This window comes from Nocardioides aestuarii, assembly GCF_039527245.1.
GTDB lineage: Bacteria > Actinomycetota > Actinomycetes > Propionibacteriales > Nocardioidaceae > Nocardioides > Nocardioides aestuarii.
This window is the reverse complement of sequence record NZ_BAAAJT010000002.1, coordinates 1,494,321-1,518,712: the sequence shown is the minus strand read 5'-3', so window position 1 is coordinate 1,518,712 and position 24,392 is coordinate 1,494,321. Positions and strand designations below refer to the sequence as shown.

Annotated in this window: 15 protein-coding genes; 9 read left to right on the top strand and 6 right to left on the bottom strand. The window is 72.8% G+C overall.

Annotation, left to right across the window (positions count from 1 at the left end; genetic code table 11):
- Window positions 1-11 precede the first annotated feature (11 nt).
- The 4 genes from ABD091_RS07740 (at window position 12) to ABD091_RS07725 (ending at window position 8,703) form a co-directional block, all read left to right on the top strand.
- On the top strand, window positions 12-2,192 hold the full coding sequence (locus ABD091_RS07740) for an alpha-ketoacid dehydrogenase subunit alpha/beta (RefSeq protein WP_343917058.1): 2,181 nt from the start codon (window positions 12-14) through the stop codon (window positions 2,190-2,192).
- Window positions 2,192-3,493 carry a 2-oxo acid dehydrogenase subunit E2 gene (locus ABD091_RS07735; protein WP_343917056.1) on the top strand — a complete coding sequence of 434 codons (1,302 nt, stop codon included), beginning with the start codon at window positions 2,192-2,194 and terminating at the stop codon, window positions 3,491-3,493. The genes ABD091_RS07740 and ABD091_RS07735 overlap by 1 nt, the downstream gene beginning before the upstream one ends.
- A gap of 49 nt (window positions 3,494-3,542) precedes the next feature.
- Window positions 3,543-4,934, top strand: coding sequence for an amidohydrolase family protein (locus tag ABD091_RS07730; protein WP_343917054.1), 1,392 nt, complete (start codon window positions 3,543-3,545; stop codon window positions 4,932-4,934).
- Between the two features lie 82 nt (window positions 4,935-5,016).
- Window positions 5,017-8,703, top strand: a complete 3,687-nt coding sequence (locus tag ABD091_RS07725; protein WP_343917052.1) for an AAA family ATPase — start codon at window positions 5,017-5,019, stop codon at window positions 8,701-8,703.
- On the opposite strand, the gene ABD091_RS07720 is transcribed toward ABD091_RS07725, so the two are convergent.
- Complete coding sequence (locus ABD091_RS07720) at window positions 8,690-9,685, bottom strand: hypothetical protein (protein ID WP_343917050.1); 996 nt, start codon at window positions 9,683-9,685, stop codon at window positions 8,690-8,692. The two genes, ABD091_RS07725 and ABD091_RS07720, sit on opposite strands and share 14 nt — an antisense overlap.
- Before the next feature lie 197 nt (window positions 9,686-9,882).
- On the opposite strand from ABD091_RS07720, the gene ABD091_RS07715 reads away from it, so the two are divergent.
- Window positions 9,883-13,134 carry an MFS transporter gene (locus ABD091_RS07715; RefSeq protein ID WP_343917048.1) on the top strand — a complete coding sequence of 1,084 codons (3,252 nt, stop codon included), beginning with the start codon at window positions 9,883-9,885 and terminating at the stop codon, window positions 13,132-13,134.
- Here the strand turns inward: ABD091_RS07715 and ABD091_RS07710 are convergent.
- Entirely contained in the window at window positions 13,118-14,659 is a 1,542-nt protein-coding gene (locus ABD091_RS07710) for a phytoene desaturase family protein (protein WP_343917046.1), read from the bottom strand. The genes ABD091_RS07715 and ABD091_RS07710 overlap by 17 nt on opposite strands.
- Before the next feature lie 226 nt (window positions 14,660-14,885).
- Here ABD091_RS07710 and ABD091_RS07705 point away from each other — a divergent pair, with 226 nt between their 5' ends.
- Genes ABD091_RS07705 through ABD091_RS07690 form a run of 4 tightly spaced genes read left to right on the top strand, consistent with a single transcriptional unit; the run spans window position 14,886 to window position 19,664 of the window.
- The gene (locus ABD091_RS07705) at window positions 14,886-16,133 is read left to right on the top strand and encodes an amino acid ABC transporter substrate-binding protein (protein ID WP_343917044.1); all 1,248 of its coding nucleotides are present in this window, start codon (window positions 14,886-14,888) and stop codon (window positions 16,131-16,133) included.
- A complete protein-coding gene (locus tag ABD091_RS07700) occupies window positions 16,133-17,017 on the top strand; it encodes a branched-chain amino acid ABC transporter permease (RefSeq protein WP_343917042.1) in 885 nt (294 codons plus the stop codon). The genes ABD091_RS07705 and ABD091_RS07700 overlap by 1 nt, the downstream gene beginning before the upstream one ends.
- Window positions 17,014-18,885: a branched-chain amino acid ABC transporter ATP-binding protein/permease gene (locus ABD091_RS07695; RefSeq protein WP_343917040.1), complete on the top strand. Its 1,872-nt coding sequence runs from the start codon at window positions 17,014-17,016 to the stop codon at window positions 18,883-18,885. Before ABD091_RS07700 ends, ABD091_RS07695 begins: the two co-directional genes overlap by 4 nt.
- The gene (locus ABD091_RS07690; protein WP_343917038.1) at window positions 18,882-19,664 is read left to right on the top strand and encodes an ABC transporter ATP-binding protein; all 783 of its coding nucleotides are present in this window, start codon (window positions 18,882-18,884) and stop codon (window positions 19,662-19,664) included. Before ABD091_RS07695 ends, ABD091_RS07690 begins: the two co-directional genes overlap by 4 nt.
- Here the strand turns inward: ABD091_RS07690 and ABD091_RS07685 are convergent.
- From ABD091_RS07685 to ABD091_RS07670, 4 genes are all read right to left on the bottom strand, one after another.
- The gene (locus ABD091_RS07685; protein WP_343917036.1) at window positions 19,661-20,932 is read right to left on the bottom strand and encodes a zinc-binding dehydrogenase; all 1,272 of its coding nucleotides are present in this window, start codon (window positions 20,930-20,932) and stop codon (window positions 19,661-19,663) included. The two genes, ABD091_RS07690 and ABD091_RS07685, sit on opposite strands and share 4 nt — an antisense overlap.
- Window positions 20,922-22,427, bottom strand: coding sequence for a PTS mannitol transporter subunit IIBC (locus ABD091_RS07680; RefSeq protein ID WP_343917034.1), 1,506 nt, complete (start codon window positions 22,425-22,427; stop codon window positions 20,922-20,924). Before ABD091_RS07680 ends, ABD091_RS07685 begins: the two co-directional genes overlap by 11 nt.
- On the bottom strand, window positions 22,424-23,164 hold the full coding sequence (locus tag ABD091_RS07675) for a nucleoside/nucleotide kinase family protein (RefSeq protein WP_343917032.1): 741 nt from the start codon (window positions 23,162-23,164) through the stop codon (window positions 22,424-22,426). The genes ABD091_RS07680 and ABD091_RS07675 overlap by 4 nt, the downstream gene beginning before the upstream one ends.
- Window positions 23,165-23,340: 176 nt before the next feature.
- Entirely contained in the window at window positions 23,341-24,333 is a 993-nt protein-coding gene (locus ABD091_RS07670) for a sugar-binding transcriptional regulator (protein ID WP_343917030.1), read from the bottom strand.
- Window positions 24,334-24,392 lie beyond the last annotated feature (59 nt).

Genomic DNA, 24,392 nt, shown 5'->3' with positions numbered 1-24,392 from the left:
GAGGAGGATCCATGCCCCAGCACCGTCCGCTCGAGCCCGCGTCGCCGTGGGTCGAGGTCGTCGCCACCGACGACGACTGGGACGCCGCGGACCCCGCGCTGCTGCGCACGTTCCTGGCGCAGCTGGTGTGGATCCGCGCCTTCGAGCAGCACGTCCTCGACCTCGCCGGCGCCGGGCTGATCCACGGTCCGGCCCACTCGAGCATCGGCCAGGAGGGCGGCGCCGTCGGTTCGGTCCTCGCCCTGACCAGCGACGACAGCGTCAACGGATCCCACCGCGGCCACCACCAGTTCCTCGCCAAGGCGCTCCACCACGTCGAGCCCAAGGGCATGGACCCGCTCGCCGCGCCCTCGGAGGAGGTGCGCGAGGTGCTGCTGCGCACCCTCGCCGAGATCGCCGGCCTCGACCGCGGCTGGAGCCACGGCCGCGGCGGGTCGATGCACCTGCAGTGGAAGGACGCCGGCGCGATGGGCACCAACGCCATCGTCGGCGGCGGTGTCCCGCAGGCGGCCGGCTTCGCGTTCGCCCACCAGCGCTCCGGGACCGACGCGGTCTCGGTCACCTACTTCGGCGACGGGGCGGTCAACATCGGCTCCACGCTCGAGACGATGAACCTCGCGGGCGCCTGGTCGCTCCCGGTCTGCTTCTTCATCGAGAACAACCGCTACGCCGTCTCGACCTCGGTCGAGGAGGCGACCGCCGAGCCGCGGCTCTCGGCCCGCGGTGCGGCGTTCAACCTCGCCTCCTGGAAGGTCGACGGCCAGGACCCGCTCGCGGTCCACCTCGCGATGACCGAGGCCGTCGACCACATGCGCCGCGGCGGCGGCGCGACCGTCGTCGAGGTCGACACCTACCGCTTCTTCCACCAGAACGGCGGCTTCGCCGGCAGCGCCTTCGGCTACCGGACCAAGGAGGAGGAGAAGGAGTGGCGCGAGCGCGACCCGATCACCCTCACCGCGTCCCAGCTCGAGCGGCTCGGACTGGTCGAGGCCGGTGACGCCGACCGGGCGATCGCCCAGGCGAAGGCCGTGATGGAGGAGATCGGCGACGTCCTGCTCGAGCCGGTGCCCGACGGCAAGCCGGGCCAGCGCCGGATCCGTGAGCGGGAGTGGCCCGACCCGGCCTGGGTCGACGTCGGCGTACGCGGCGACCTGAGCGAGCTCGACGACGCCCCCGTCGTCGCACCCGACGGGCACGCGGTCGAGGTGCAGGAGACCAAGCTGGTCGAGTCGATCGCGGCCGTGCTCGGCCGCCGGATGGAGACCGACCCCGGCGTCGTGGTCCTCGGCGAGGACGTCCACCGGCTCAACGGCGGCACCAACGGCGCCACCCGCGGCCTCACCGACCGCTTTCCGGGCCGGATCCTCGGCACCCCGATCAGCGAGAACGCCTTCACCGGCCTCGCCCTCGGCATGGCCCTCGACGGCCGGTTCACCCCCGTCGTGGAGTTCATGTACGCCGACTTCATGTGGGTCGCGGCCGACCAGCTCTTCAACCAGGTCGCCAAGGCCCGCCACATGTACGGCGGCGACGGGGGCGTCCCGCTGGTGCTCCGCAGCAAGGTCGCCATGGGCACCGGCTACGGCTCCCAGCACTCCATGGACCCGGCCGGCGTCTTCGCGACCTCGGCCGGCTGGCGGATCGTCGCGCCGTCGACGCCCTACGACTACGTCGGGCTGATGAACACCGCCCTGCGCTGCCAGGACCCCGTCGTCGTGCTCGAGCACGTCGACCTCTACAACGCCGTCGGCCCCGGACCGGTCGACGACCTCGACTACTGCCTGCCCGTCGGCAAGGCCGCCGTGCGCCGCCCCGGCAACGACGTCACCGTCCTGACCTACCTCGGGATGGTCCCCTACGTCCTCGAGGCCGTCGAGGGGTTCGGCCAGGTCGACGCCGAGGTGATCGACCTGCGCTGGCTCGACCGCGCCAGCATCGACTGGGACACGATCGAGGAGAGCCTGACGAAGACCAACCAGGTCCTCATCGCCGAGCAGGGCGCGGTCGGCACCTCCTACGGCGGCTGGCTCGCCGACGAGATCCACCGCCGCTTCTTCGACCTGCTCGACGCGCCCGTACGCCGGGTCACCGGTGCCGAGGCGTCGCCCAGCATCAGCAAGGTGCTCGAGCGCGCGGCGATCGCCCAGAAGGACGAGGTCATCGCCGAGCTCACCGAGATCGCGAGCTACTGATGGCGCGCGTGCTGCGGATGCCCGGCCTGTCCGCCAGCGACACGACCGGGGTGCTCGCCGAGTGGCTGGTCGCCGAGGCCGCCACCTTCGCCGACGCCGACGCGCTCGCGACGATCGAGACCGACAAGGCGCTCGTCGACGTCGAGGCCGAGGGCGGCGGCGTCGTGCTCAAGACCCTCGTCCCGCCGGGGTCGCAGGTCGACGTCGGCGCACCGATCGCCGTCCTCGCCGACCCGGGCGAGGAGGTGGCCGATCTCGATGCCCTGCTCCAGGAGCTCGGGGTCGCCGACACCGCCGTGCCCGTCGTCGCGGAACGCCGCGACGTCCCAGACACCGACCCGGGCTCGGGGTCCCCCGTACCCGAGCCCGGGCCGGTCACCACCCCCTCGGTGGTCGAGCCCGCCGAGACCAACGGCCGCGTCTTCGCCAGCCCGCTGGCCCGCAAGATGGCCCGCGAGGCCGGCATCCCCGTCGAGGAGATCACCGGCACCGGCCCGCGCCACCGGGTCCTGCGCCGTGACGTCGAGGCCGCGATGGCGTCGCGCACGCCGGCGTCCTCCTCGCCGGCGCCGGCACCGGCATCTCCTCCGGAGCCGGCGACCAGCGGCTCCTCCTACGAGGACGTCCCCCACACCCGGCTGCGGCGCACGGTCGCCGAGCGGCTGGCCGCCAGCAAGCAGCAGGCGCCCCACTTCTACGTCCGCGCCACGATCCGGGCCGAGCGACTGCTGGCCCTGCGGGCCGAGCTCAACGCGGCGCTCGCCGCCGAGGACGCCGCGCCCGTCTCGGTCAACGACCTCGTCGTGAAGGCCGTCGCCGTCGCGCATGCCCGCGTGCCGGAGATGAACGTGACGTGGGGCGAGGACGCCGTACGCCGCTGGCAGGTCGCCGACGTCGCCGTCGCGGTCGCGACGGACCGGGGCCTCGTGACCCCGGTGGTGCGCGACGTGGGCTCACGCCCGGTGACGGCGGTCGCCGCCGACGTCCGCGAGCTGGCCGGCCGTGCTCGTGAGGGTCGGCTCCGCCAGGACGACCTCGAGGGCGGCTCGATCACCGTCAGCAACCTCGGCATGTTCGGCGTCGAGGAGTTCGCGGCGATCATCAACCCTCCGCACGCGGCGATCCTGGCCGTCGGCGCGGTCCGCGACGAGCCCGTGGTCGAGGACGGCGCCGTCGTCCCCGGCCGCGTGATGAGCCTGACCCTCTCGGTCGACCACCGGCCCGTCGACGGCGTGGTCGCCGCGCGCTGGCTCGCGGTGCTGACCGAGGTGCTGGAGCGACCCGTGCGGTTGCTCGCCTGACATCGGCGCCAGGAAGGCGCCACCGAGTCCTGGGAGGGACTTCATGGAGATGAGCAGGAGAGGTGTGCTGGGAGGTGCCGCCGCGGCAGGCGGCCTGGCGGCGGCCGCGGTCGCAGGACCGGCCCACGCCGGACCCGGCAAGGGGGCACCGCGCGCCACGGAGTACGTGATCGCCGGAGCCCATGTCCTGTCGATGGACCCCGACGTCGGTGACCTCGAGGTCGGCGACGTCCACGTCCGCAACGGCCGGATCGTCGCCGTCGGCCGCCACCTGAAGGGCCGCGGTCCGCGGATCGACGCCCGCGGGATGATCGCGATGCCGGGCCTCGTCGACACCCACTGGCACCTGTGGACGACGCTCTACCGCGCGATGTCGAGCACGTCGCCGGCCACGGCCTACTTCGCGCTCAACGTCGCGAACGGCGTGCGGTGCCTGCCGTCCGACCTCTACCACGGTGCGCGGCTGTCCCTCGTGGACGCACTGAACACCGGCATCACGACCGTCCACGACTGGTCCCACAACCTGCGCTCGCCCGCGCACGCCGACGCCAACCTGCGCGCCCACCAGGAGATCGGCCTGCGCGGCCGGTTCTCCTACGGCACCCCGCAGGGCTTCCCGACGACGTCGGTGACCGACCTCGACGACATCGCGCGGGTGAAGGAGGAGTGGTTCGACAGCGGCGAGGTCCCGCTGCTCCACCTCGGCCTCGCGGGGCGGCCACCGGGCTTCTCGCCGGAGTCGGTCTTCCGCCCGGAGTACGACTTCGCGCAGGAGCTCGGGATCCCGGTGAGCTACCACGCCAACAGCACCCGCGCCCAGGGCGACCTCCAGATGATCCGCCAGCTCGCCGAGCAGGACATGCTCGGCCAGGACACCCAGCTGATCCACGCGCTCTACACGACCGAGGCCGAGCGGGCGGCGGTCCGCGACAGCGGCTCGTCGGTGAGCATCAGCCCGTGGTCGGAGCTGCTGATCGGCTACGGCGTCACGCCGGTCCCGGAGATGGAGCGGAGCGGGATGCTGGTGACGCTGTCGGTCGACACCATGTCGCTCGTCGGCTCCGCCGACCTGTGGTCGGTGCTGCGGCTGACGACCGGCCTCTATCGCGGCATCGCCGAGCAGGAGCTCGCCGTCAGCACCCGCCGGGTCCTCGAGATGGCCACGATCGACGCCGCCCGCAGCCTCGGTCTCGGCGACGAGGTCGGCTCGCTGACGCCGGGCAAGCGCGCCGACGTGGTGCTGGTCCGGCAGCACGACGTCGCCACGGCTCCGGTCACCGACGTGCCGAACACCCTGGCCCTCGCGACCGGGGCCGAGAACGTCGACACCGTCATCGTCGACGGGCGGTTCCGCAAGCGCGGCGGCCGGCTGCTCGACGTCGACGCGGCCCGCGTCGTGCGCGAGACCGAGGAGGCGCTGGCCGCGCTGCTCGCGCGCTGACCGGGACCGCGGCGGCTAGCATCGCTGCTCGGACGGACCCGGAGGACCGGTGGCCCTGGACGCGACTGACGAAGCTTCTCGGTTGCTGCCGTACGCCCCGTCGGTGCTCGGTCGCTGGTCGCCGGAGAACGGCGACCCCCGGCACCTCCGGGTCGCGGGCACGCTCGCGCTCGTCGACATCTCGGGCTTCACCCGGCTGACCGAGCGGCTCAGCCGCCGCGGCAAGGTCGGCGCGGAGGAGATGAGCGACGTCCTGGACGCGACGTTCGCCGCCCTCCTGCAGCACGCGGTGGAGGAGGGCGGCGACCTGCTCAAGTGGGGTGGCGACGCCGTGCTGCTGCTCTTCGACGGGCCGGGCCACGCCCTGCGGGCGGTGCGGGCCACCCACCGGATGCGGGCGACGCTGCGCCAGGTCGGCCGGATCGACACCTCGTCCGGCGTGGTCGTCCTGCAGATGTCGGTCGGCGTCCACACCGGCGACGTCGACCTCTTCCTGGTCGGCGACCCGGCCCACCACCGGGAGCTGCTCGTCGCCGGGCCGGCCGCGACCACGACGGCGGCCGCCCAGTCGGCGGCGTCCGCCGGCCAGATCGGCCTGAGCGCGACGACGTCCGCCCTGCTGCCCGACCGGCTGCTGGGCCGTCCCCTGCTCGACGGTCGGCTGCTGCGCGGCATCCCGGCCCCGGTGCCCGTCGTGGCGCCCGCGCCGGTGGCCGCCGGGGGCGGCGTCGCCCCCACGGAGTCGTTGTCCGCACCGTTGCGCGAGCACCTGTCGGACCCCGACGGTGAGGCCGAGCACCGCGGGATCGCCGTCGCCTTCGTGAAGTTCTCCGGCACCGACGCGGTGCTGGAGCGCGACGGGCCCGGCGCCCTGGCCGACGCGCTCGACCACGTGGTGGGAGCGGTCCAGCGGGCCTGTGCCGAGCACGGGGTCACCTTCTTCGAGAGCGACGTCGACCGTGACGGCGGCAAGATCATGCTGACGGCCGGCGCCCCGCGCAGTGCGGAGCACCTGGAGGAGCGGATGCTGCTGGTCGCCCGCCACGTCGTGGAGGCCGGTGGACGCCTCGCGGTCCGGATCGGCGTGAACCGCGGCCACGTCTTCTCCGGTGACTTCGGCCCGTCGTTCCGGCGCACCTACTCGGTGAAGGGTGACGCGATCAACCTGGCCGCGCGGCTGCTGGGCCGGGCGGAGGAGGGCAGTGTGCTCGCGACCGTGTCCGTCCTCGACCACTCCCGCACCGCGTTCGCCACCGAGGAGCTGGAGCCGTTCGCGGTCAAGGGCAAGGCCGGCACCGTGCGGGCCGCGGTCGTCGGTCCCCCGGTGGGGTCGAGGTCGGACGACGACGTGGACGGACCGATCGTCGCCCGGGAGTCCGAGCTGGGTCAGCTCGCCGGTGCGCTGGCCGACGCCCGGGAGGGACGCGGCGGCACCCTGCACGTGGTCGGCGACGCCGGCATCGGCAAGTCCCGCCTGGTCGGTGAGGCGGCCCGGGAGCCCGGCGTCCGGGCCCTGAGCACGCGGTGCGAGGCCTACCAGTCGGTGACGGCCTACTACCCGTTCCGCAAGGTCCTCCGGGAGGCGCTCGACCTGCCGGCTGACCGCACGGCCGACCTCGCGGCGGCGCTGCACGACCGGGTTTGGGCGGTCGCTCCACACCTGATCCCGTGGGGTCCGCTGCTCGGCACCGTGCTCGAGCTCGAGCTGCCCGAGACACCGGAGACCGCCGAGCTCGATCCCCGGTTCCGTCCGGCACGGCTGGAGGCGGTGCTGGTGGAGCTGCTCGGCGCGGCCCTTCCCGGTCCGACCGTGCTGGTCGTCGAGGACGCGCAGCACGCCGACGCGGCCTCCGCCGCTCTGGTGTCGCGTCTCGGCGAGGCCGCCCGGGAGCGGTCGTGGCTGCTGGTCGTCACCCGCCGGGACCGCCCCGAGGACGATCCGGACGACCCCGTGCTCGGGGTCGGACCGCTGGCGGAGGCCGATGCCGCGACGCTGGCCCGGCAGCTCCTGGCCAGGCAGGTGCCTCCGGGGCGGGCCCTGACCCCCCACGTGATCGCCACGGTGGCCCGCCGCAGCGGCGGCAACCCGCTCTTCCTCGGGGCGCTGCTGCGCGAGGCCCAGCTCGCGGGGGACGGTTCCGACCTGCCCGACAGCATCGAGTCGCTCGTGGCCGGGGAGGTCGACCGGCTCGCTCCCGACGACCGGCGTGCGCTGCGTTACGCGACGGTGCTCGGCTCGGTGGTCGACGAGGAGGCGCTCGGGCTGCTGCTCGCCGAGCACGGCGGGATGGGGCCGGAGCGACTCCACCGGCTCGGCCGATTCCTCGTCCGGGGCCAGTCGGGCAGGCTGCGGTTCCGCGACGTGCTGCTGCGCGACGTCGCCTACGAGGGGCTGCCCTACCGCCGGCGGCGGGCGCTCCACCAGCAGGTGGGCGCGGCCATCGAGCGCTCGACCGAGGACCCCGACGCCCTGGCCGAGACGCTGTCGCTCCACTTCTTCCACGCCGGTGACCAGGAGCGGGCCTGGCGCTACTCGGTTGTCGCGGGCACCCGCGCCGCCGACCAGCACAGCCACGCCGCCGCCTCGACCTTCTGGGGCAGGGCGGTGGCCGCGGTGCCACGCGACGGCTCCGTCCCGCCCAGCCAGCACGCGGCCGTGCTCGAGCGGCTGGCGGACGCCCGCTTCCTGCTCGGCGACACCGTCGAGGCGTCCGCGGCGTACGCCGCCGCGCGGCGACTGCGGGCGGACGACCCGGTCGCCCAGGCGCTGCTCGTCGCCAAGGAGGTGCGCATCGACGTCCGCCGCCGCCGCTTTCCCCAGGCGATGCGCCGGCTGTCCGAGGGGCTCCACCGGCTCGAGGGGGTGGCCGGTCCGGAGGCGGAGGCGGCCCGGTCGTTGCTGACCCGGCGCTATGCCTACAACCGCTACGCCCAGGGGCGGATCGACGACGCGCTGCAGTGGGCGGAGGTCGCCGCCCGCCACGCGGAGGAGTCGGCCGACAAGACCGCGCTGGCACAGGCCTACGAGATGCTCAACGGCATCTACGCCGGATCGGGTCGCCCCGAGCCGCTGCCCTACGGGCGGCTGGCCCTGCAGGCCAACCGGGAGCTGGGCGACCTGGCACGGCAGGGCCACTGCCTCAACAACCTGGCGGTCGAGGCGTTCACCCACGGGCGCTGGGACGAGGCCCTGGCCCAGTACCGCGAGGCCGCCGACCTGTTCCGGCGTACCGGCGACGCGGCCAGCGAGGGCAACGCCGCCTTCAACCTCGCCGAGCTGCTCGTCCGGCAGGGGCGCCACCAGGAGGCGGCAGACCTGTTGCCGGAGGTGCTGCTCGTCGCCCGGGGCCTGGAGGACCACGAGCTGGTGGCGCTGGCACTCCGCGAGCAGGCGCAGACGGTGGCCGCCGCCGGTGACCCGGCCGGCGGCCTGGACCTGCTCGCCCGGGCGCGCGAGATGTTCGTCGACCTCGGGCTGGAGCCCGAGCTGCTCGTCACCGACCTGGTGCGGGCCGAGCTGGTCCTGCGCGCCGGGGACGTCGGCGCGGCCGGCTCGCTGCTCGACGCGCTCGCCTCGGCCTCGGGACCCGAGGTGGCGACGAGTGCCCGGTGGCACCGGCTGGCGGCCGCGGTCGCACGGCGACGCGGCGACCTCGCGACGGCACGCGAGCGCCTCTCCCGGGGCCTGGAGCTCGTCGGCGACGACGGTCTCGAGCGCGAGGGCCTGCGCGGCGAGCTCGCGGAGGTGGAGCGGCTCAGCTCACGCTGATCCGAGCGTCGCGGGTGAGCAGCAGGACGAGCAGGGTGTCGCCCGCGTTGTCGCGGGTGCTCTGCACGTAGTCGACGCACGCCTCCTGGTCGGCGCCGAGCGTGCTCTTCGCCGGGCAGGCGGGGGCCGCGGCCAGTGCTCCGTTGCCGAGGAGCGAATAGCTGAGCCCCATCTTCTTGATCGAGCCCGTGCCGCAGAGGGTCTTGTCGCACCGCACCAGCACCGCGGCCGGGGCCGAGGGCGTGTAGAGCCCGCCGAGGTCGGCGAGGAACTGGATGACCGTGCCTCGGGAGCTGCCGCAGCGCGCGTACGCCCTGTCGCACAGGCCGGTCGACAGCAGCACCGAGGAGCTGACGGCTCCGCGGGGCAGGGTCACGATCCCGCACACCGGCTGCGCCTCCGTGGCGTCGGCGCACCCGTCGGTGCCGCCGACAGCGGCCGAGAACGGGGTCTCCGGAGCGCTCGCCTCGAAGCGGAGGGAGGAGAGGACGTCGAACCGCTGGGCGGGCGTGCTGGTGCCGGGCGCGACGCCGCGCGGGCCCCCGAGCCCCGGCACGCTGACCGTGACCGACACCTGGTTGGCGGGGGCGGCCAGCGTGGTGCTGAGCGTCGCGCTGGTCGCGCCGCCCGGGGCGACGCCCGTGGCCGGGACCGGCAGGTTGGTGCTACCGGCGCTGGTGCTGATGGCGAGCGTGGTGTCCTGGGAGAAAGCGGCCGGCTGGCCGTCTGCGTCGTAGAAGCTGACCTCGATCGAGAACGGCTGACCGGCGACCACCAGCGCGGACGGAACCGCGCTGGCGGGCGTCCCGTCGGGCGCGGTGATCGCGGAGAGGACGGCGTCGACGCGGATGGACGCGGGGCGTGGTGGCGCCGCCGAGGCCGTCCCGAGCTGGACGAGCGGCACCAGCATCCCGAGGACCACGGCCAGGACCGCGAGGCCGCCTCGCCGTGCTCGGATCGGTCGGCCTGGCGCTCGCGTCATGGGTTCCCCCTGGTTGTCCCGAGACGGGACGGACGCTCCACCATGACCACCCGGCGACGCTCGGACAAGACCGGTCCGGACCACCGGGGTACGGCGGTCCCGCATCCCTTGACCCGCCCGGGCGCACGCAAGGATGCTGCCCGGGCGGTCCAGCCGCCGCGGCCGGCCCGGCCGACGGGCTGGTGTGAGGGGGTCCGGTGTTGCAGGTCCCGGCCGCACGCGTCCCGGCCTCGCGGGTGCTGCTGGTCGCCTCGTTCGGCGCCTTCCTCGCGTTCCTCGACGCCACCATCGTCAACGTCGCGTTCCCCTCGATCCGGGAGTCGTTCGAGGACGCGTCGATCGAGCACCTCTCGTGGGTGCTCAACGCCTACAACATCACCTTCGCCGCCTTCCTCATCGTGTTCGGACGGCTCGCCGACCTGCTCGGACGACGCCGCGGCTTCGCGCTCGGCGTGCTGCTGTTCACGATCGGCTCGGGCCTGTGCGGGCTGGCCCCCACCCTGGACCTGCTGGTGGCAGCCCGGGTGGTGCAGGCACTGGGCGCGGCCATGCTCGTGCCGGCCTCGCTCGCCCTGGTCGTCGAGGCGTTCCCCGAGGAGCGTCGCGCCCACGCGATCGGGTTGTGGGGCGCCACCGCGGCGGTCGCGGCCGGCCTCGGCCCTCCGGCCGGCGGCGCGCTGGTCGAGCTCGGCGGGTGGCGGTGGGCGTTCCTGGTGAACCTCCCGTTCGGGCTCGTCGCCTGGTGGGTGGCCCGGAGACAGCTGGTGGAGAGCCGCGCCCCCGGCCGGCGGAAGCTCCCGGACCTGCCGGGAGCGGTCCTGCTCGCCGGGTTCCTCGCGCTGCTGAACCTCGGCGTCGTCAAGGGCGGCGACTGGGGCTGGGCGGCGGGCCGGACCTGGCTCACCTTCGCCGGTGCCGCGGTCGTGCTGGGGCTCTTCGTCCTGAGCTCGAGCCGTCACCGGTCCCCGGTGCTCGACCCGGCCCTGCTGCGGATCCGCTCCTTCAGCGTCGCGAACCTCGCGACGGCGGTGGCCGGCTTCGGGTTCTTCGCCTACCTGCTCACCAACATCCTGTGGCTGCAGTACGTGTGGGGCTACACCGTGCTCCAGGCCGGCCTGGCCCTGGCACCGGGGGCGCTGGTGGCGGCCGTGGTCGCCAGCCGGCTCGGCCCGCTCGCGGAGGAGCACGGCTACCGCGTGTTCGTCGTCCCGGGTGCCCTGGTGTGGGCCGGCGCCTACCTCTGGTACCATCAGCAGGTCGGGGTGGTCCCCGCCTTCTGGGCCGAGTGGCTGCCGGGCCAGGTGCTGAGCGGCATCGGGGTCGGCGCGACCCTGCCGCTGCTGGGCAGCGCTGCGCTCGCCGCCGTGCCGGGCGGCCGCTACGCCACCGCCTCCGCGGTGGTCTCGAGCGCCCGGCAGTTCGGCGGGGTCCTCGGCATCGCCGTGCTCGTCGTGATCCTGGGGACCCCCACCGGTGCCGACGCCGTGGCGGTGTTCCGCGACGGCTGGCTGCTCTCGATCATCGCGTTCCTCGTGGTCGCGGTCGTGTCCCTGCCGCTGGGCCGGCTCCGGTCCGCCACGACGCCGGTCGACGAGGACGACGAGACCGCCGGTGCCGTCGTGCACCCACCCCTCGGTGTCGCCGCCGGCGCGGTGACTCCGGGGGAGGACACCCACGCTGGGGCGACGACACCGGACCTGTCCGACGTCGGGCTGCTGGCGGGGTTGTCCCCGGAGGCGCGCCGACGACTCGAGGACTCCGCGCGGGAGCTGACGGCCCCGGCAGGCTCGTGGGTGATGCGGGAGGGCGACCCCGCCGGCTCGGCGTACGTCCTGCGCCGGGGGCGGCTCGAGGTCAGCGTGGCCGGCCAGCCGGTGCGGGAGCTCGGGCCGGGCGCCGTGCTGGGCGAGCTGGCCCTGCTGACCGACGAGGAGCGCTCGGCCTCGGTGCGGGCCCGTCGTGACTCGGTGCTGCTCGAGCTCCCGCGCGACGCCTTCGAGGGCCTCGTGTCGACCGACCCGGCCGCGAGCCGCGTGCTGCTCTCCCAGGTGGCCGACCGGTTGCGGACCGCGGGAGCAGCCGTGGTCAGCGCGGAGCGGCCGGTGCGTCCCACCGTGGTCGCGGTGGTCGGGCTCCACCCCGGCAGCGGCGCGGCCGAGGTCGCCGACGTCCTGCGGCGCCGGCTGGCCCGTCACCTGTCGGTGGCGGCCCCCGGCGAGGTCGACCCGGTTGCCCTCGACCGGCTCGAGCAGGACCACGACCGGGTGGTGCTCGTCGCGGAGGGCGTGACCGACGACGCCCCGGCCGCCGCCCGGGACTGGCACGAGTTCTGCCGGCGCCAGGCCGACGCCGTGGTGCTCGTCGGCCGAGCCGGCTCGGCTCCACCGGAGTCGCCGTGCCCGCCGGGACCTCCCGCCGGCCAGCAGCCCGAGCTGGTCGTCCTGGGCGCCGTCGCGTCCCCGGCGGAGCGTGCCGCGTGGGTCGCCGCGACCGACGCGTGGCAGCTCACCGTCGTCGAGGGCGACCACGACGTGTCGTTGCGGGCACTGGCCGACCGGCTCGCCGGCCGCTCCCTCGGTCTCGTCCTCGCCGGGGGCGGCGCGCGGGCGTTCGCCCACGTCGGCGTCCTGATGGAGCTCGAGGCGCAGGGACTCCACGTGGACCGGGTCGCCGGGGCCAGCATCGGCTCCGTCGTCGCCACGCTCCACGCCGCGGGGATGGGCAGCGCCGAGGTCGAGGAGCGGCTGTACGCCGAGTTCGTGCGGCGCAGCCCCTTCGCCGACTGGCGGCTGCCGACCCGGTCGCTCGCCAAGGGGCAGCGCGTCCGCGCAGCGCTGGTCAGGCACCTGGGGGCCGACGCCACCATCGAGGCACTGCCCCGGCAGCTGCGCGTCGTCAGCACCGACCTGGTCACGCGAAGCCGGCAGGTCCACCGCCGGGGCAGCGCGATCGACGCTGCGCGGGCCTCGGTCCGGCTGCCGGTGCTGTTCGCGCCGATCCCCGACGACCAGGGTCGCCTGCTCGTCGACGGCGGCGTCCTGGACAACCTTCCGACCGACCTGCTGGTCGAGCGCGACGAGGGGCCCGTGGTGGCGGTCAACATCGCCATGGGCGGATCCGGGTCGTCGGGCCGCGCCCACGTCGGGCCGCGCCGCGTGCCTGCGCTGGGGGAGACCCTGCTGAGGACGATGATGATCGGCAGCGGCGGCGCCGTGGCCTCGGCCCGTGCCCACGGCGCCTGGGTGGTGACGCCCCCGACGATGGGGGTCGGGCTGCTGGAGTTCCACCAGATGGACCAGGTCGTGCGGGCCGGCCGGCTGGCAGCACGTCAGCTGCTCGACCAGGCGGGCGACCACCTCGGGCAGCCGACCCCGACGTCGGACGCGGGGTCGGACGCGGGGTCGGACGCGGCGGCCGGAGGACCTCCTTCGCTCAGCCCGGCCCCATGACGGTGAGCGGGTCGACCCCGAGGGCGGTCAGGGTGGTGCGGGCGGCGTTGCGTCCCGGACGGCCGGACACCGATCCGCCCGGGTGGGTGGTGGAGCCGGTCAGGAAGAGGCCGTCGACCCCGGTGTCGTAGCGCGGCCAGCCGGCCACGACCTCGCCGTCGAGCAGGAACTCCCCGCCGTGGCAGGAGCCGCCGAGGTTCTGGGGGTTGTGGGCGGCGACGTCGACCGGTGACTCGGTGCGGATCGACAGGATGTCGGCGGTGTCGAGGCCGCGGCCGCGGCGGCGCACGAGGTCGACGAGTGCTTCGCCGTGGGCGTCCTTCGACCCCTCCCAGTCGCGGCCGTCGGCCCGCTCCCACGGAGCCATGGTCAGGATCTTGAAGGTGCCACCGTCCCCGGCGACGCGGCTGCGGTCGACGACCGTCTGGTTGACGACCAGCAGCCACGGGTCGTCGGCGTCGACCTCACCGGCGGCGCAGCGGTCGAGGTGGCGGGCCATGCCCGTCGTCGTGCCCAGGCCGGCCGCAGCGCTCGCGACCCCGTCGGTGCCGAACGCGAGCTCGCCCGACAGTGCGGCGTGGACCGCGAGCACGCTCAGCCCGGGACGCCAGCTGTCACGGGCCTCGAGGACGTCGCTGCTCGCGGCGTCACCCAGCCGGTCCGCCACGCGCGCGAGGTGGCCGCCGTCGACGACCGCCCGGCCGACCTCGATCCGCTGGTCATCGACCCGGACGGCCGTGACCCGGCCGCCCTTCGTGTCGATGCCGGTCACCGCGGCGTCGCAGACGACCCGGCCGCCGTGGCGCTCGACGACCCGGACCAGGGCGTCCGGCAGCGCCTGGCTGCCGCCGACCGGGGTGGTCCAGCCGAAGTCGAGCCGGCCCGCCGACAGCGACGAGGGGAGGAACCCGGTGCCCGGACGCCGCGGGTCCTGGATCGTCGCCATCGCCAGCCACAGCACGAAGGAGCGCACGACCTCGCTCTCGAAGGTCTCGTGCACGACGTCCCAGGCCGAGCGGCGTCGCAGCGCGAGGTAGTCGCCGGTGATCGCGTCGCGCGGCTGGGGGAGGTGGGAGCTCCACCGGCCGTGGGCCGCGGCCAGCCCACCCTTCCACGCGGTGACCATCTGCTCGAACGCGTGCGCGTCCGCGGCGGAGAAGCGACCGAGCTCGTCGACGGTCGCGGCCAGGTCGGGCCGCATGACGAGCACGTCGCCGTCGGGCTGCGGCATCACCACCGCCGGATCGGTCGTCAGGTAGGTCAGGCCCTCGTCGGCGACCAGGCCGAGCTCGTCGTCACGGATCAGCGGGTTGTTCTGGATCAGGACGTGGGCGCTGCTGCAGGAGTCGTGGGCGAAACCGGGCAGCGTGAGCTCCTCGGTCCTGGTGTTGCCGCCGACCTGGGAGCCGGCCTCGAGCACGAGCACCTCGAGCCCGGCACGGGCGAGGTAGGCGGCGGCCACGAGCGAGTTGTGGCCGGCGCCGACGACGACGACCTCGACGGAAGCGGGCAGGGAGTCGGTCATGGGAGCGAGCCTGCACCTTGGCCACAACCGATTGCAAGCGTGAGTGTGCCACCACCTGCCGCGCCGGACCGACCGGGACGAGCGCGCTGCGCCCGCGCCATATGCCTCAGGTGAGGCACGTTCCGGGAAATTCCGGACCATCGGCGGGTCTGACCCTTGACACGTGTGGCGGGCGCCACAACACTGGCCGTGCCGCAATCGATTGCGGATTCACCGAGGAGGAAGCATGGCCCAGATTTCCCGACGCCGGGGCCTGATGGCCGCGGCACTGACCGGTGTCCTCGCGACCAGCCTGGCTGCCTGTGGAGGCGACGACAGCGGTGGCGGCGGTGGCGGCGGTGGCAGTGACGAGCCGATCGTCATCGGCACCTCGCTCCCCCTGACCGGAGAGTTCTCCCAGCCGGGCCAGGCGGCCGAGCAGGGCTACAAGGTGTGGCAGGAGATGGTCAACGACGAGGGCGGTCTGCTGGGTCGCGAGATCGAGCTGGTCGTCAAGGACGACGCCTCCAACCAGAACACCATCGTCTCCGACTACAACGCCCTCATCAGCCAGGACAAGGTCGACCTCCTTCTCGGGACCTTCTCCTCGCTGCTCAACCTCCCCGCCTCGGCCGTCGCCGAGCGCAACCAGATGGTCTACGTCGAGCCGGCGGGCGGCTCGCCCGACATGTTCAACCGCGGCTTCGAGTTCCTCTTCTTCGCCCAGCAGGCGACCGCCGACAAGCAGGGCAAGGTGTTCGCCGAGTGGGTGGCCGGCCTGCCCGACGGCGAGAAGCCCGCCACCGCTGCCTACCCGACGCTCGACGACCCGTTCGCCGCCCCCAACGTGGCCGGCATCCGTGAGATCCTCGAAGGCGCTGGCGTGGAGACGGTCTACGAGGAGACCTATGCGATCGACACGAAGAACTTCGACACGATCGTGAGCGCCATGAAGAACGCCGACCCCGACCTCGTGGTCCACGGCGCCCAGTTCGAGGACGGCATCGGCATGACCCGCGCCATGCTCAAGGCGGGCTTCACGCCGGACATGTTCTTCCAGACCAACGCGCCGTCGTTCGGCGGTCAGTTCACCGAGGGCATCGGTGAGGAGAACACCGAGGGCATCTTCTACGCCGTGAGCCACTCGGTCGACGCGGAGACGCCCGGCAACGCCGAGTTCGTCGCGAAGTACGCCGAGATGTTCGGCGAGGGCGAGGTCCCCGAGGACGCCGCCGACGCGTTCGCGGCTGCCGAGGTGCTGCAGGCGGCTGTCGAGGCCGTGGGTGGCATCGACGACCAGCAGGCGCTCGCCGACTGGCTCCACGAGAACGAGGTCGAGACGATCCTCGGCCCGCTCTCGTGGGACGAGACCGGTGCCCCGCAGGGCGAGTTCCTCATCGGCCAGTGGCAGGACGGCGCGCCCGAGATCGTGCTGCCCGAGGAGGCCGCCACCGCCGAGGTCGAGCGCGACTGGATGCCCGGCGGCGCCGGCTGATGACCGTCCTCCTCCAGAGCGTCGCGCTCGGGCTGCTCCTGGGCGGCGTCTACGCCCTCGCAGCCAGCGGGCTCACCCTGATCTTCGGGGTGATGAGGGTCATCAACATCGCCCATGGCGCGTTCCTGATCCTCGCGGCGTTCATCACCTACACCCTGTGGGACGTGCTCGGCATCGACCCGCTGCTGGCCATCGTGATCACCACCCCGGTGGTGTTCGCGATCGGCTGGGCCACCTACAAGGTGGTGGTGTCCCCGGTCCGGTCCGCTCCCATGGCCTCCACGGTGCTGCTGACCTTCGGGCTCGCGCTCGTCCTGGAGGGCGCGATGGGTGAGATCTGGGGGAACAACTCCACCGCGATCCGGCCGTCCTACGCCGACGAGTCCTTCACGATCGGCGGGATCTTCCTGCCGAAGGCCCAGGTCTACGGCGGCCTGATCGCGATCGCGGTCCTGGTCGTGCTCTGGCTGGTGCTCACCCGCACCTGGCTCGGACGCGCGATCAGGGCCGCGGCCAGCAACCCGTCCTCGGCCCAGCTCGTCGGGATCCGCACCGCCTCCGTCGCCGCCCTGGTCTTCGCGATCGGGATCGCGGCGGCCGGGGCGGGCGGAGCGATCACCGGCGTGCTCTACCCGTTCGTCCCGGGCTCCCACTACCAGTGGATCGCGCGACTCCTCGCCATCGTCGTGCTCGGCGGCCTCGGCAGCCTCAACGGGGCCGTGCTGGGCGCGCTGCTGTTCGGGCTCGCCGAGACCCTCACCTCGACCTACGTCTCGCCCTCGTGGGCCACGGCAGTGCCCTACGCCATCGTCTTCGCCGTCCTGCTGATCCGTCCGCAGGGGCTGCTCGGGACCCGACTCCGTGAGGATGCCGTCGCCACATGACCAGCTCTCCTGCCGCCACCGACACCGGTGGCACCGAGACCCGCAATCGGGTGTGGGCCCAACCGATCTGGCTGGGCCGGGCCGTCGTGCTCGTCGCCGCGATCGCGCTGATCGCCTTCCCGCTCGCGAGCGACGACCTCTACTACCAGAACATGATCATCCTCTCGCTGGTCTTCGCCGTCGGCGCCAGCGGGCTCAACATCATCTCCGGCTTCGCCGGCTACATCTCGCTCGGCCAGGGTGCGTTCCTCGGCCTCGGCGGCTACACCATCGGCGTCCTCGCCGCCCGCTACCCCGACACCTCCATCTGGCTGTGGGTCCCGGTCGCAGGCATCGTCGCGATGCTGATCGCGCTCATCCTGGGGCTGGTCTCGCTGCGGTCCTCGGGCCCGGCGTTCGTCATCATCACGGTCGCCTTCTTGTTCCTCGTCCAGGTCATCGCGGTCAACTGGGTCTCGCTGACCAACGGCACGGCCGGGCTGACGATGCCGCTCCCCGACTGGGACCTCGCCCTGTTCAACATGCCGTTCTACTACGCGCTGGTCGCGGTGCTCGCGCTCCAGGTCCTGATGACCTGGTGGATCCGGCGCACGAAGCTCGGCATGGGCCTGGTCGCGATCCGCGACGACGAGACCAAGGCGGCCACCATCGGCATCAACCTGCCGGCGGAGAAGATCATCGCGTTCATGGCGAGCGCCGTCTGCGTGGGCATGGCCGGCGCGGTCTACGGCTACTACCTGACCTTCATCGACCCGCGCGGCATGTTCAGCATCCTGATCAGCGTGCAGCTGGTCCTCTCGATGCTGATCGGCGGCAAGGGCACGCTGTGGGGGCCGGTGCTGGGCGCGTTCCTCATCGAGCCCCTCAACGAGATCGCCAACAACAGCTGGGGCGGCGGCAACACCCGGCTCTTCCTCTTTGGCGGCCTGCTCGTGCTGGTCGTGATCTTCCTGCCCAAGGGGATCCTGCCGGCGATCGAGTCGCTGCTGAGCTGGCGGCGTACGCGCGGCAAGGCCGGCCGCGTCGGCGCCCGGATCGGCACCGGCGGCAGCCTCGCCTCGATCACCGACCGCGTGCAGGTCGTCGACCGGTCCGAGATCCCCGACCGACCGCTGCTGGAGGTCAAGGGCCTCCAGAAGCACTTCGGCGGGCTCAAGGCCGTCGACGGCGCCAGCCTGGTGGTGCCCGAGGGGTCGATCACCGGACTCATCGGGCCCAACGGCTCGGGCAAGACCACCCTCTTCAACCTGATCGACGACACGATCCGCGCCGACGCCGGCGAGATCTGGCTCGGTGGTGAGCGGATCGACGGCATGAAGTCGTGGCAGCGCGCCCACCGCGGCCTCGGCCGGACCTTCCAGATCACCCGGCTCTTCCGCGAGATGACCGTGCTCGAGAACGTGGTCGCGGCGCAGCGCAGCTTCTCCCTCCGGGGTCTCACTCGAGTGGCCGTGAGCGGCGCGGAGGCGCGTGCGGCGGAGGAGCTGCTCGAGTTCGTCGGGATGCGCGACTTCCGTGACCAGCGTGCCTCCGACCTCTCCTACGGCCAGCAGAAGCTGGTCGAGCTCGCCCAGGTGCTGATGCTCGACCCGAAGCTGATCCTGCTCGACGAGCCCGCGGGCGGCATCAACCCGGTGCTGATCGAGCGGATGGGCGAGATGATCCGGGAGCTCAACTCCTACGGGAAGACCTTCCTCATCGTCGAGCACAACATGCCCTTCGTGCTCGGGCTCTGCGACCCCGTGCACGTCCTGGGCCGCGGCCGCACGATGGCCACCGGGACGCCCGAGGAGATCAAGAACGACCCCGCCGTCATCGACGCCTACCTCGGTGAGGACTTCCAGCTCGAGGAGGGTGCACGCCGATGACCAGCGAAGCGACCGGTGCAGTCCCGATGCTGCGGATGCAGGGCGTCGTCGCCGGCTACGGCGGAGGCGACGTCCTCCAGGGCGTCGACATCACCGTCCCGAAGGGGTCGGTCGCCTGCATCGTCGGCCCCAACGGGGCCGGCAAGTCGACCGTCCTCAAGACCGTCAGCGGCCTGCTCACCCCGCGCCTCGGCGAGGTCCACCTCGACGGCGAGCCGATCCACACCGCGAGTGCGGCACAGATCCTCGAGCGCGGCATCTCCCAGGTGCCCCAGTCCAACGCCCTGTTCCCCTCGATGTCGGTGAAGGAGAACGTCCTGCTCGGCGCCTACATCATCCGGCGGGACAAGTCGCTGGTGAAGCAGCGCTACGACGAGGTCGCCTCGCTCTTCCCGATCGTCGCCGACCGCGCCAGCGAGAACGCCGGCAACCTGTCCGGCGGCCAGCGACGGATGGTCGAGTTCGCCCGCTCCCTCATGCTCGACCCGATCCTGCTGCTGCTCGACGAGCCCTCGCTCGGCCTCGATCCCAAGGCCCTCCAGACGCTCTACGAGTCGGTGATGCTGCTGTCGGAGAGCGGCAAGACGATCCTGCTCGTCGAGCAGAACGTCCGCTTCGGCATGCGGATGGCGACCGACGGCATCGTCATGGAGAGCGGCAAGGTCATCACCCAGCGCAGCGCCGACGCCGTGCTGTCCGACCCCGAGCTCGCCCAGATGTACTTCGGAGGCGTGGCCCACGACCCGAAGCAGCCGGCGCCGGCCGACCCGTCCGCCTAGTCGGGGTGGGCGAACGCCTCGAGCACGTAGGCCTCGGCCTCCCGGTTCCAGATGTTGTCGTGGGGGGCGCAGATCTCGGCGAGGCGCGCGAACCGGGGGTCGTGTGCCCCGGCAGCCGCGAAGTCCGCGATCGCCGTGAGCTCCAGGTCGATGTGCGGGTAGATCAGGATCTTGCCGCCGGTGAACCCCGGCAGCGTGGACAGGGCGTCGGGCACGGCGTCGAGGCCTCCGACGTGCGTCACCATGCGTGAGGGGTTGATGTCACCGGCGGCGGACAGGTCCAGCGACTCCTCCATGTCCGAGCGGGAGCCGCCCGACGTGCCGACCATGTGGGTGCGCTCGTAGTGGACGTTGTAGAGGTTGATGCTGGCCATGAACTCACGGTCGGTGGGGCCGGCGAAGAAGTTGAGGCAGCCGTCCTCGCCGAGGACGGCGTCCCCGGTCTCCACCAGGGCCTTGCTGGCGGCGAAGACCACCACGTCGTCGTAGCCCTTCCCCTCCGACATGTCGAGCAGGGCCTCGCGCGCATCGACGTCACTGGCGTCGAGGAAGACGAGCCGGGTCCCCCGGGCGAGCGCCTCCTCGGGCGGGAACAGCCGCTCGAGTCGTGCGAGCCGCTCCTCGTTGACGTCCACGGCCACGACCAGGCGCGGCCGGTAGGGGCCGTGCAGGGCGTAGTCGATCGCCCCGATGCCCATCGCCCCACCGCACCCGAGCAGGGCCAGGGAGCCACCCGTCCGGATGCCCATCTGGTGCTCCCAGACCAGCGGCTCGGTGTGATAGCTGGCGTGCAGCGCGCCGATGATGCACGACATCGGCTCGGCCAACGAGGCGTTGGCGAAGTAGGTCTCCTCGTAGGGCAGCACGCAGCCCTTGTCGATCGCGACCTTCGGCACGATGCAGTACGTCGCGTCGCCTCCGTAGTAGGGATAGCTGTAGCCCGGCGACCAGCCGCTGGGCAGCCCCATCGTCGGCAGGACCGCCACCCGCTCGCCGGTCGTGAACCGGTCGGCGAGGGCGCTGCCGGCCTCCTCGATCACACCGGCGAACTCGTGGCCGGTGATCACGGGGACGTCCTCGACGTCGTCGGGGACCCGCTTGTGCTCGGTCCCCAGCGAGAGCGCCTTGGAGGTCGACAGGCACATGCTGCTGCTCACCACCTTCAGCAACAGCTCGTCGTCCCCGGTCGGCGGCAGCGGGAACTCGCCGACGGCGACCTTGTCCTTGCCGTGGATCCGGGCGGCCCTGATGAGTCGGTCAGTGGTCACGCGCTGCCTCCTGGGTGCTCAGCTCCTGCTCGAGGCGGTCGAGCGCGGGGTCGCCGAGGAAGTTCTTGATGGTCACGAGCTCGACCCCGGGCCGGGCGCCGGCGGCGCGGTCGGCGAGGTTCTCGTGCACCACGACGAGGTCGGTGTCGTCGGGGATCGCCTCGATGGCCGCGTGGACCACGCTCACGTCCCCACGGCCGGCCTTCTCCAGCTTCTTGCGGAAGGCGTTGGCACCCATCGCGCTGCTGCCCATCCCGGCGTCGCAGGCGAACACGATGCTGCTGACGGCGCCTGCCTGCAGCGTGGGCCCGCCGCCGTCGCCGGACGAGGCTCCGCCCCCCGGTGCTCCGGACAGCACGGCCTGGCCCTCGGCCTTCATCGCCTTGGAGCGGTCAGCGTACTGCTCGAGGTCGTCCTCACCGTCCTCGGCCTCGGGGGAGATCTTCAGGATCGCGGCGGTGACCAGGAAGCTGACGGTCGCCGCGACCAGCACCCCCGCGATCACGCCGACGTGGTCGCCCCGGGGCGTGAGGATCAGGTAGGAGAAGATCGAGCCCGGGCTCGGGCCCGCGGTCAGGCCGACACCGAAGAGCATGAACGTCGCGATCCCGGACATCCCGCCCGCGATCATGCCGAGGATGGTCAGCGGCTTCATGAGGACGTAGGGGAAGTAGATCTCGTGGATGCCGCCGAGGAAGTGGATGATGATCGCGCCGGGCGCGCTGTCACGGATCACCCGGTTGCGGTGGAACAGCCAGAACGCGACCAGCAGGCCGAGCCCGGGTCCGGGGTTCGAGGCGACCATGAAGAAGATCGACTTGCCGTCCTCCGCCGCCGCCTGCAGGCCGAGCGGGTAGTAGATGCCCTGGTCGATCACGTTGTTGAGGAAGAGCACCTTCGCCGGCTCGTTGAGCACCGACAGCAACGGCAGGGCCCCGGTGTCGACGAGCGCGTTGATCGCCGTGAGCAGGACGTCGTTGATGCCGCTGATCACCGGTCCGATGGCCTTGTAGGAGGCGATGATCAGGCCCAGCCCGAGGAACCCGAGCGTGAAGTTGTCGACGACCATCTCGAAGCCGGAGCGGACCCGCGGCCGCACGGCCGCGTCGACCTTCTTGATCAGCCAGGCGCTCAGCGGCCCCATCACCATCGCGCCCAGGAACATCGGGATGTCCGCGCCGACGATCAGCCCGATGGTGCCCAGGGTGCCGGCGACGCCACCCCGGTGCCCGTGCACCAGCCGCCCGCCCGAGTAGGCCAGCAGCAGCGGCAGCACGTAGGTGATGATCGGGCCGACGGGGGCCGCGAGGTCCTCGTTCGGCAGCCACCCGGTCGGGATGAACAGGGCCGTGAGCAGGCCCCAGGCGATGAAAGCGCCGACGTTCGGGATGACCATCGCGGTCAGGAAGCCGCCGAAGGCCTGGACGCGCGCTCGTCGGCTGGGCTTCCTGGTCGACGTCGTCTCGTTCGCTGTCGTGCTGGCTTGCTGTGTCACGCTGAGCCCCTTCGCTCGGTTGTTCCGTCGGTGTTGAGGTGCAGCGGCAGGTCCACCGTGCTCCGGTCGCTGCGTGCCAGGACGCGTTCGACGTTGAGCCGGTCACTGCGCTCGTAGAAGTCGACGGCTGCCTCGCGGCTGAGTCCGCCGCGGACCTTCCGCTCGATCAGCCGGTCGCGGAGCAGCGCGGGCTCGGCCTCGAGGAAGACGGTGAACGAGGAGTACGCCGACAGCCCCGACCACCCTGGCTCGTCGAGCAGCAACCAGGTGCCCTCGACGACCACGAGGCCGGCGGTCACCGGCTGACTCGCGGGCACGACGTCGTGCAGCACGCGGTCGTAGCCGGGCCACGGCAGCGGCTGCCCCTCGCGTCCGGCCTCGAGCATGCGGATGAGGCCGTCGACGTCGAAGGTCTCGGGAGCGCCCTTGACCGAGCTCAGCGGCACCTGCTCGCCACCACGGAGGAGGTGGTGGGTCTCGAGGTGGGTCGCCGGGTGGTGGAAGCCGTCGATGCCCACCACGTCGAGGTCGAGATGGCGGGCGCGGTGCTCGAGCAGGGCCGCCAGGGTCGACTTGCCGGCACCGGGTGGCGCGACCAGGAAGACGTAGTCGCGACGACCGGGCTTCACCCGGGCTGCGAGCCGCTCCAGGGTCGGCAGCAGCACGCCGTCGATCAGCTCGTGGTCGACGACGGCCTCGACCTCGAGCCCGTTGACCACGACCGACGTCGTGTCCATGGTGACCTCCATTGCTCATGTGAGCGACATGCGCTCATATGAGTAGAGCACTGCGGGAGAGCCGCGTCAAGGGTCGGGTGTGACGACGGTCTCACCGGAACGCGCCGCAGGGCGCCGCGTCGGGCAGGAGGCAGCCACGACGTCCGCCCGGTCAGCGGCGTACGGCGTGGGTCGGCTCAGGAGGTCCGGCGGGCGCCCTGGTGGGGTCGCGGCTGCCGGACGAGCGCGCGCGACGTCACGGCCGGGAGGCCGAGCAGTGACGCCGCCGTGCGGTCGTCGGTGACGAGGGACGTGAGCAGGCCGGAGCGCGCGGTGGCGGCGATGGCAGGAGCCTTCTCCACCGACCCGGCCACAGCCGTGACCTGGGGGGTCGCGAGCAGCTCGTCGACCGAGACCGAGATCCGTCGGCGAGCAGCAGCAGCGTCGACGGGTGAGCCGTCGGCACGCAGGAAGATGCCGGCGACCTCCGCCGCGGTGCCCTCGCGGGCCAGCTCCTCGAGGTCGCGCTCGGTGACCAGGGTGTCGAGCTGCGTGATGGGCGGGACCCACGACCCCACCGCCAGGACGGCGTGGTCGAGGTGGTCGTAGCGCTGGAGCGCCGCCCGGATGGCCGGATCGCGGCGGAACGTCCGGGCTGCTGCCTCGGACGCGGCGAAGAGCGGGGCGAAGATCGCCACGGCGTCGACGCTGGAGCGACCCGCGATCCGGCGGATCACCTCCACCGGTGACTGCCTGAGGTCGTGACCCACGGTGCCGGTGAGCTGGATGATCGTGCACGGAGGGAGGTCGGCCAGCTCCTCACCGATCGCCGCGAGGGTGCGTCCCCACGAGAGGCCGAGCACGTCGCCCTCGTTGACCTGGTCCTGGATGCGCGCCGCCGCGACCTTGGCGAGCCGCCGACGGTTGTCCGCGTCGTCGTCCCCCGCCTTGACCACGACGCACTCGTCCAGCATCAGGTGGTGCGCGAGCTCTGCCGACAGCGACTCGCTCCGCTCGTCGTGATCGGCGATCTGGATCGTGACGATGCCGGTCTCGCGGGCCTGCTGCAGCAGCCGCGCGACACGGAAGCGCGAGATCGAGAACTCCGCGGCCAGGTCGGTCTTGGAGGCGTCCTCGAGGTAGTAGCGGCGAGCGAGGGCGGACAGCAGGCGGCGCTGCGCGTCGTCCACCTGTCTCACCTCCGAACGAACGCCGGCCACGACGACGACAACCCTACGGCAGCGCGGAC

Bases quoted from the DNA above. Each gene is read 5' to 3' on its own strand.
- ABD091_RS07740 (WP_343917058.1), top strand. From the start codon at position 12: ATGCCCCAGCACCGTCCGCTCGAGCCCGCGTCGCCGTGGGTCGAGGTC.
- ABD091_RS07735 (WP_343917056.1), top strand. From the start codon at position 2,192: ATGGCGCGCGTGCTGCGGATGCCCGGCCTGTCCGCCAGCGACACGACC.
- ABD091_RS07730 (WP_343917054.1), top strand. From the start codon at position 3,543: ATGAGCAGGAGAGGTGTGCTGGGAGGTGCCGCCGCGGCAGGCGGCCTG.
- ABD091_RS07720 (WP_343917050.1), bottom strand. From the start codon at position 9,685: ATGACGCGAGCGCCAGGCCGACCGATCCGAGCACGGCGAGGCGGCCTC.
- ABD091_RS07710 (WP_343917046.1), bottom strand. From the start codon at position 14,659: ATGACCGACTCCCTGCCCGCTTCCGTCGAGGTCGTCGTCGTCGGCGCC.
- ABD091_RS07705 (WP_343917044.1), top strand. From the start codon at position 14,886: ATGGCCCAGATTTCCCGACGCCGGGGCCTGATGGCCGCGGCACTGACC.
- ABD091_RS07700 (WP_343917042.1), top strand. From the start codon at position 16,133: ATGACCGTCCTCCTCCAGAGCGTCGCGCTCGGGCTGCTCCTGGGCGGC.
- ABD091_RS07695 (WP_343917040.1), top strand. From the start codon at position 17,014: ATGACCAGCTCTCCTGCCGCCACCGACACCGGTGGCACCGAGACCCGC.
- ABD091_RS07690 (WP_343917038.1), top strand. From the start codon at position 18,882: ATGACCAGCGAAGCGACCGGTGCAGTCCCGATGCTGCGGATGCAGGGC.
- ABD091_RS07675 (WP_343917032.1), bottom strand. From the start codon at position 23,164: ATGGACACGACGTCGGTCGTGGTCAACGGGCTCGAGGTCGAGGCCGTC.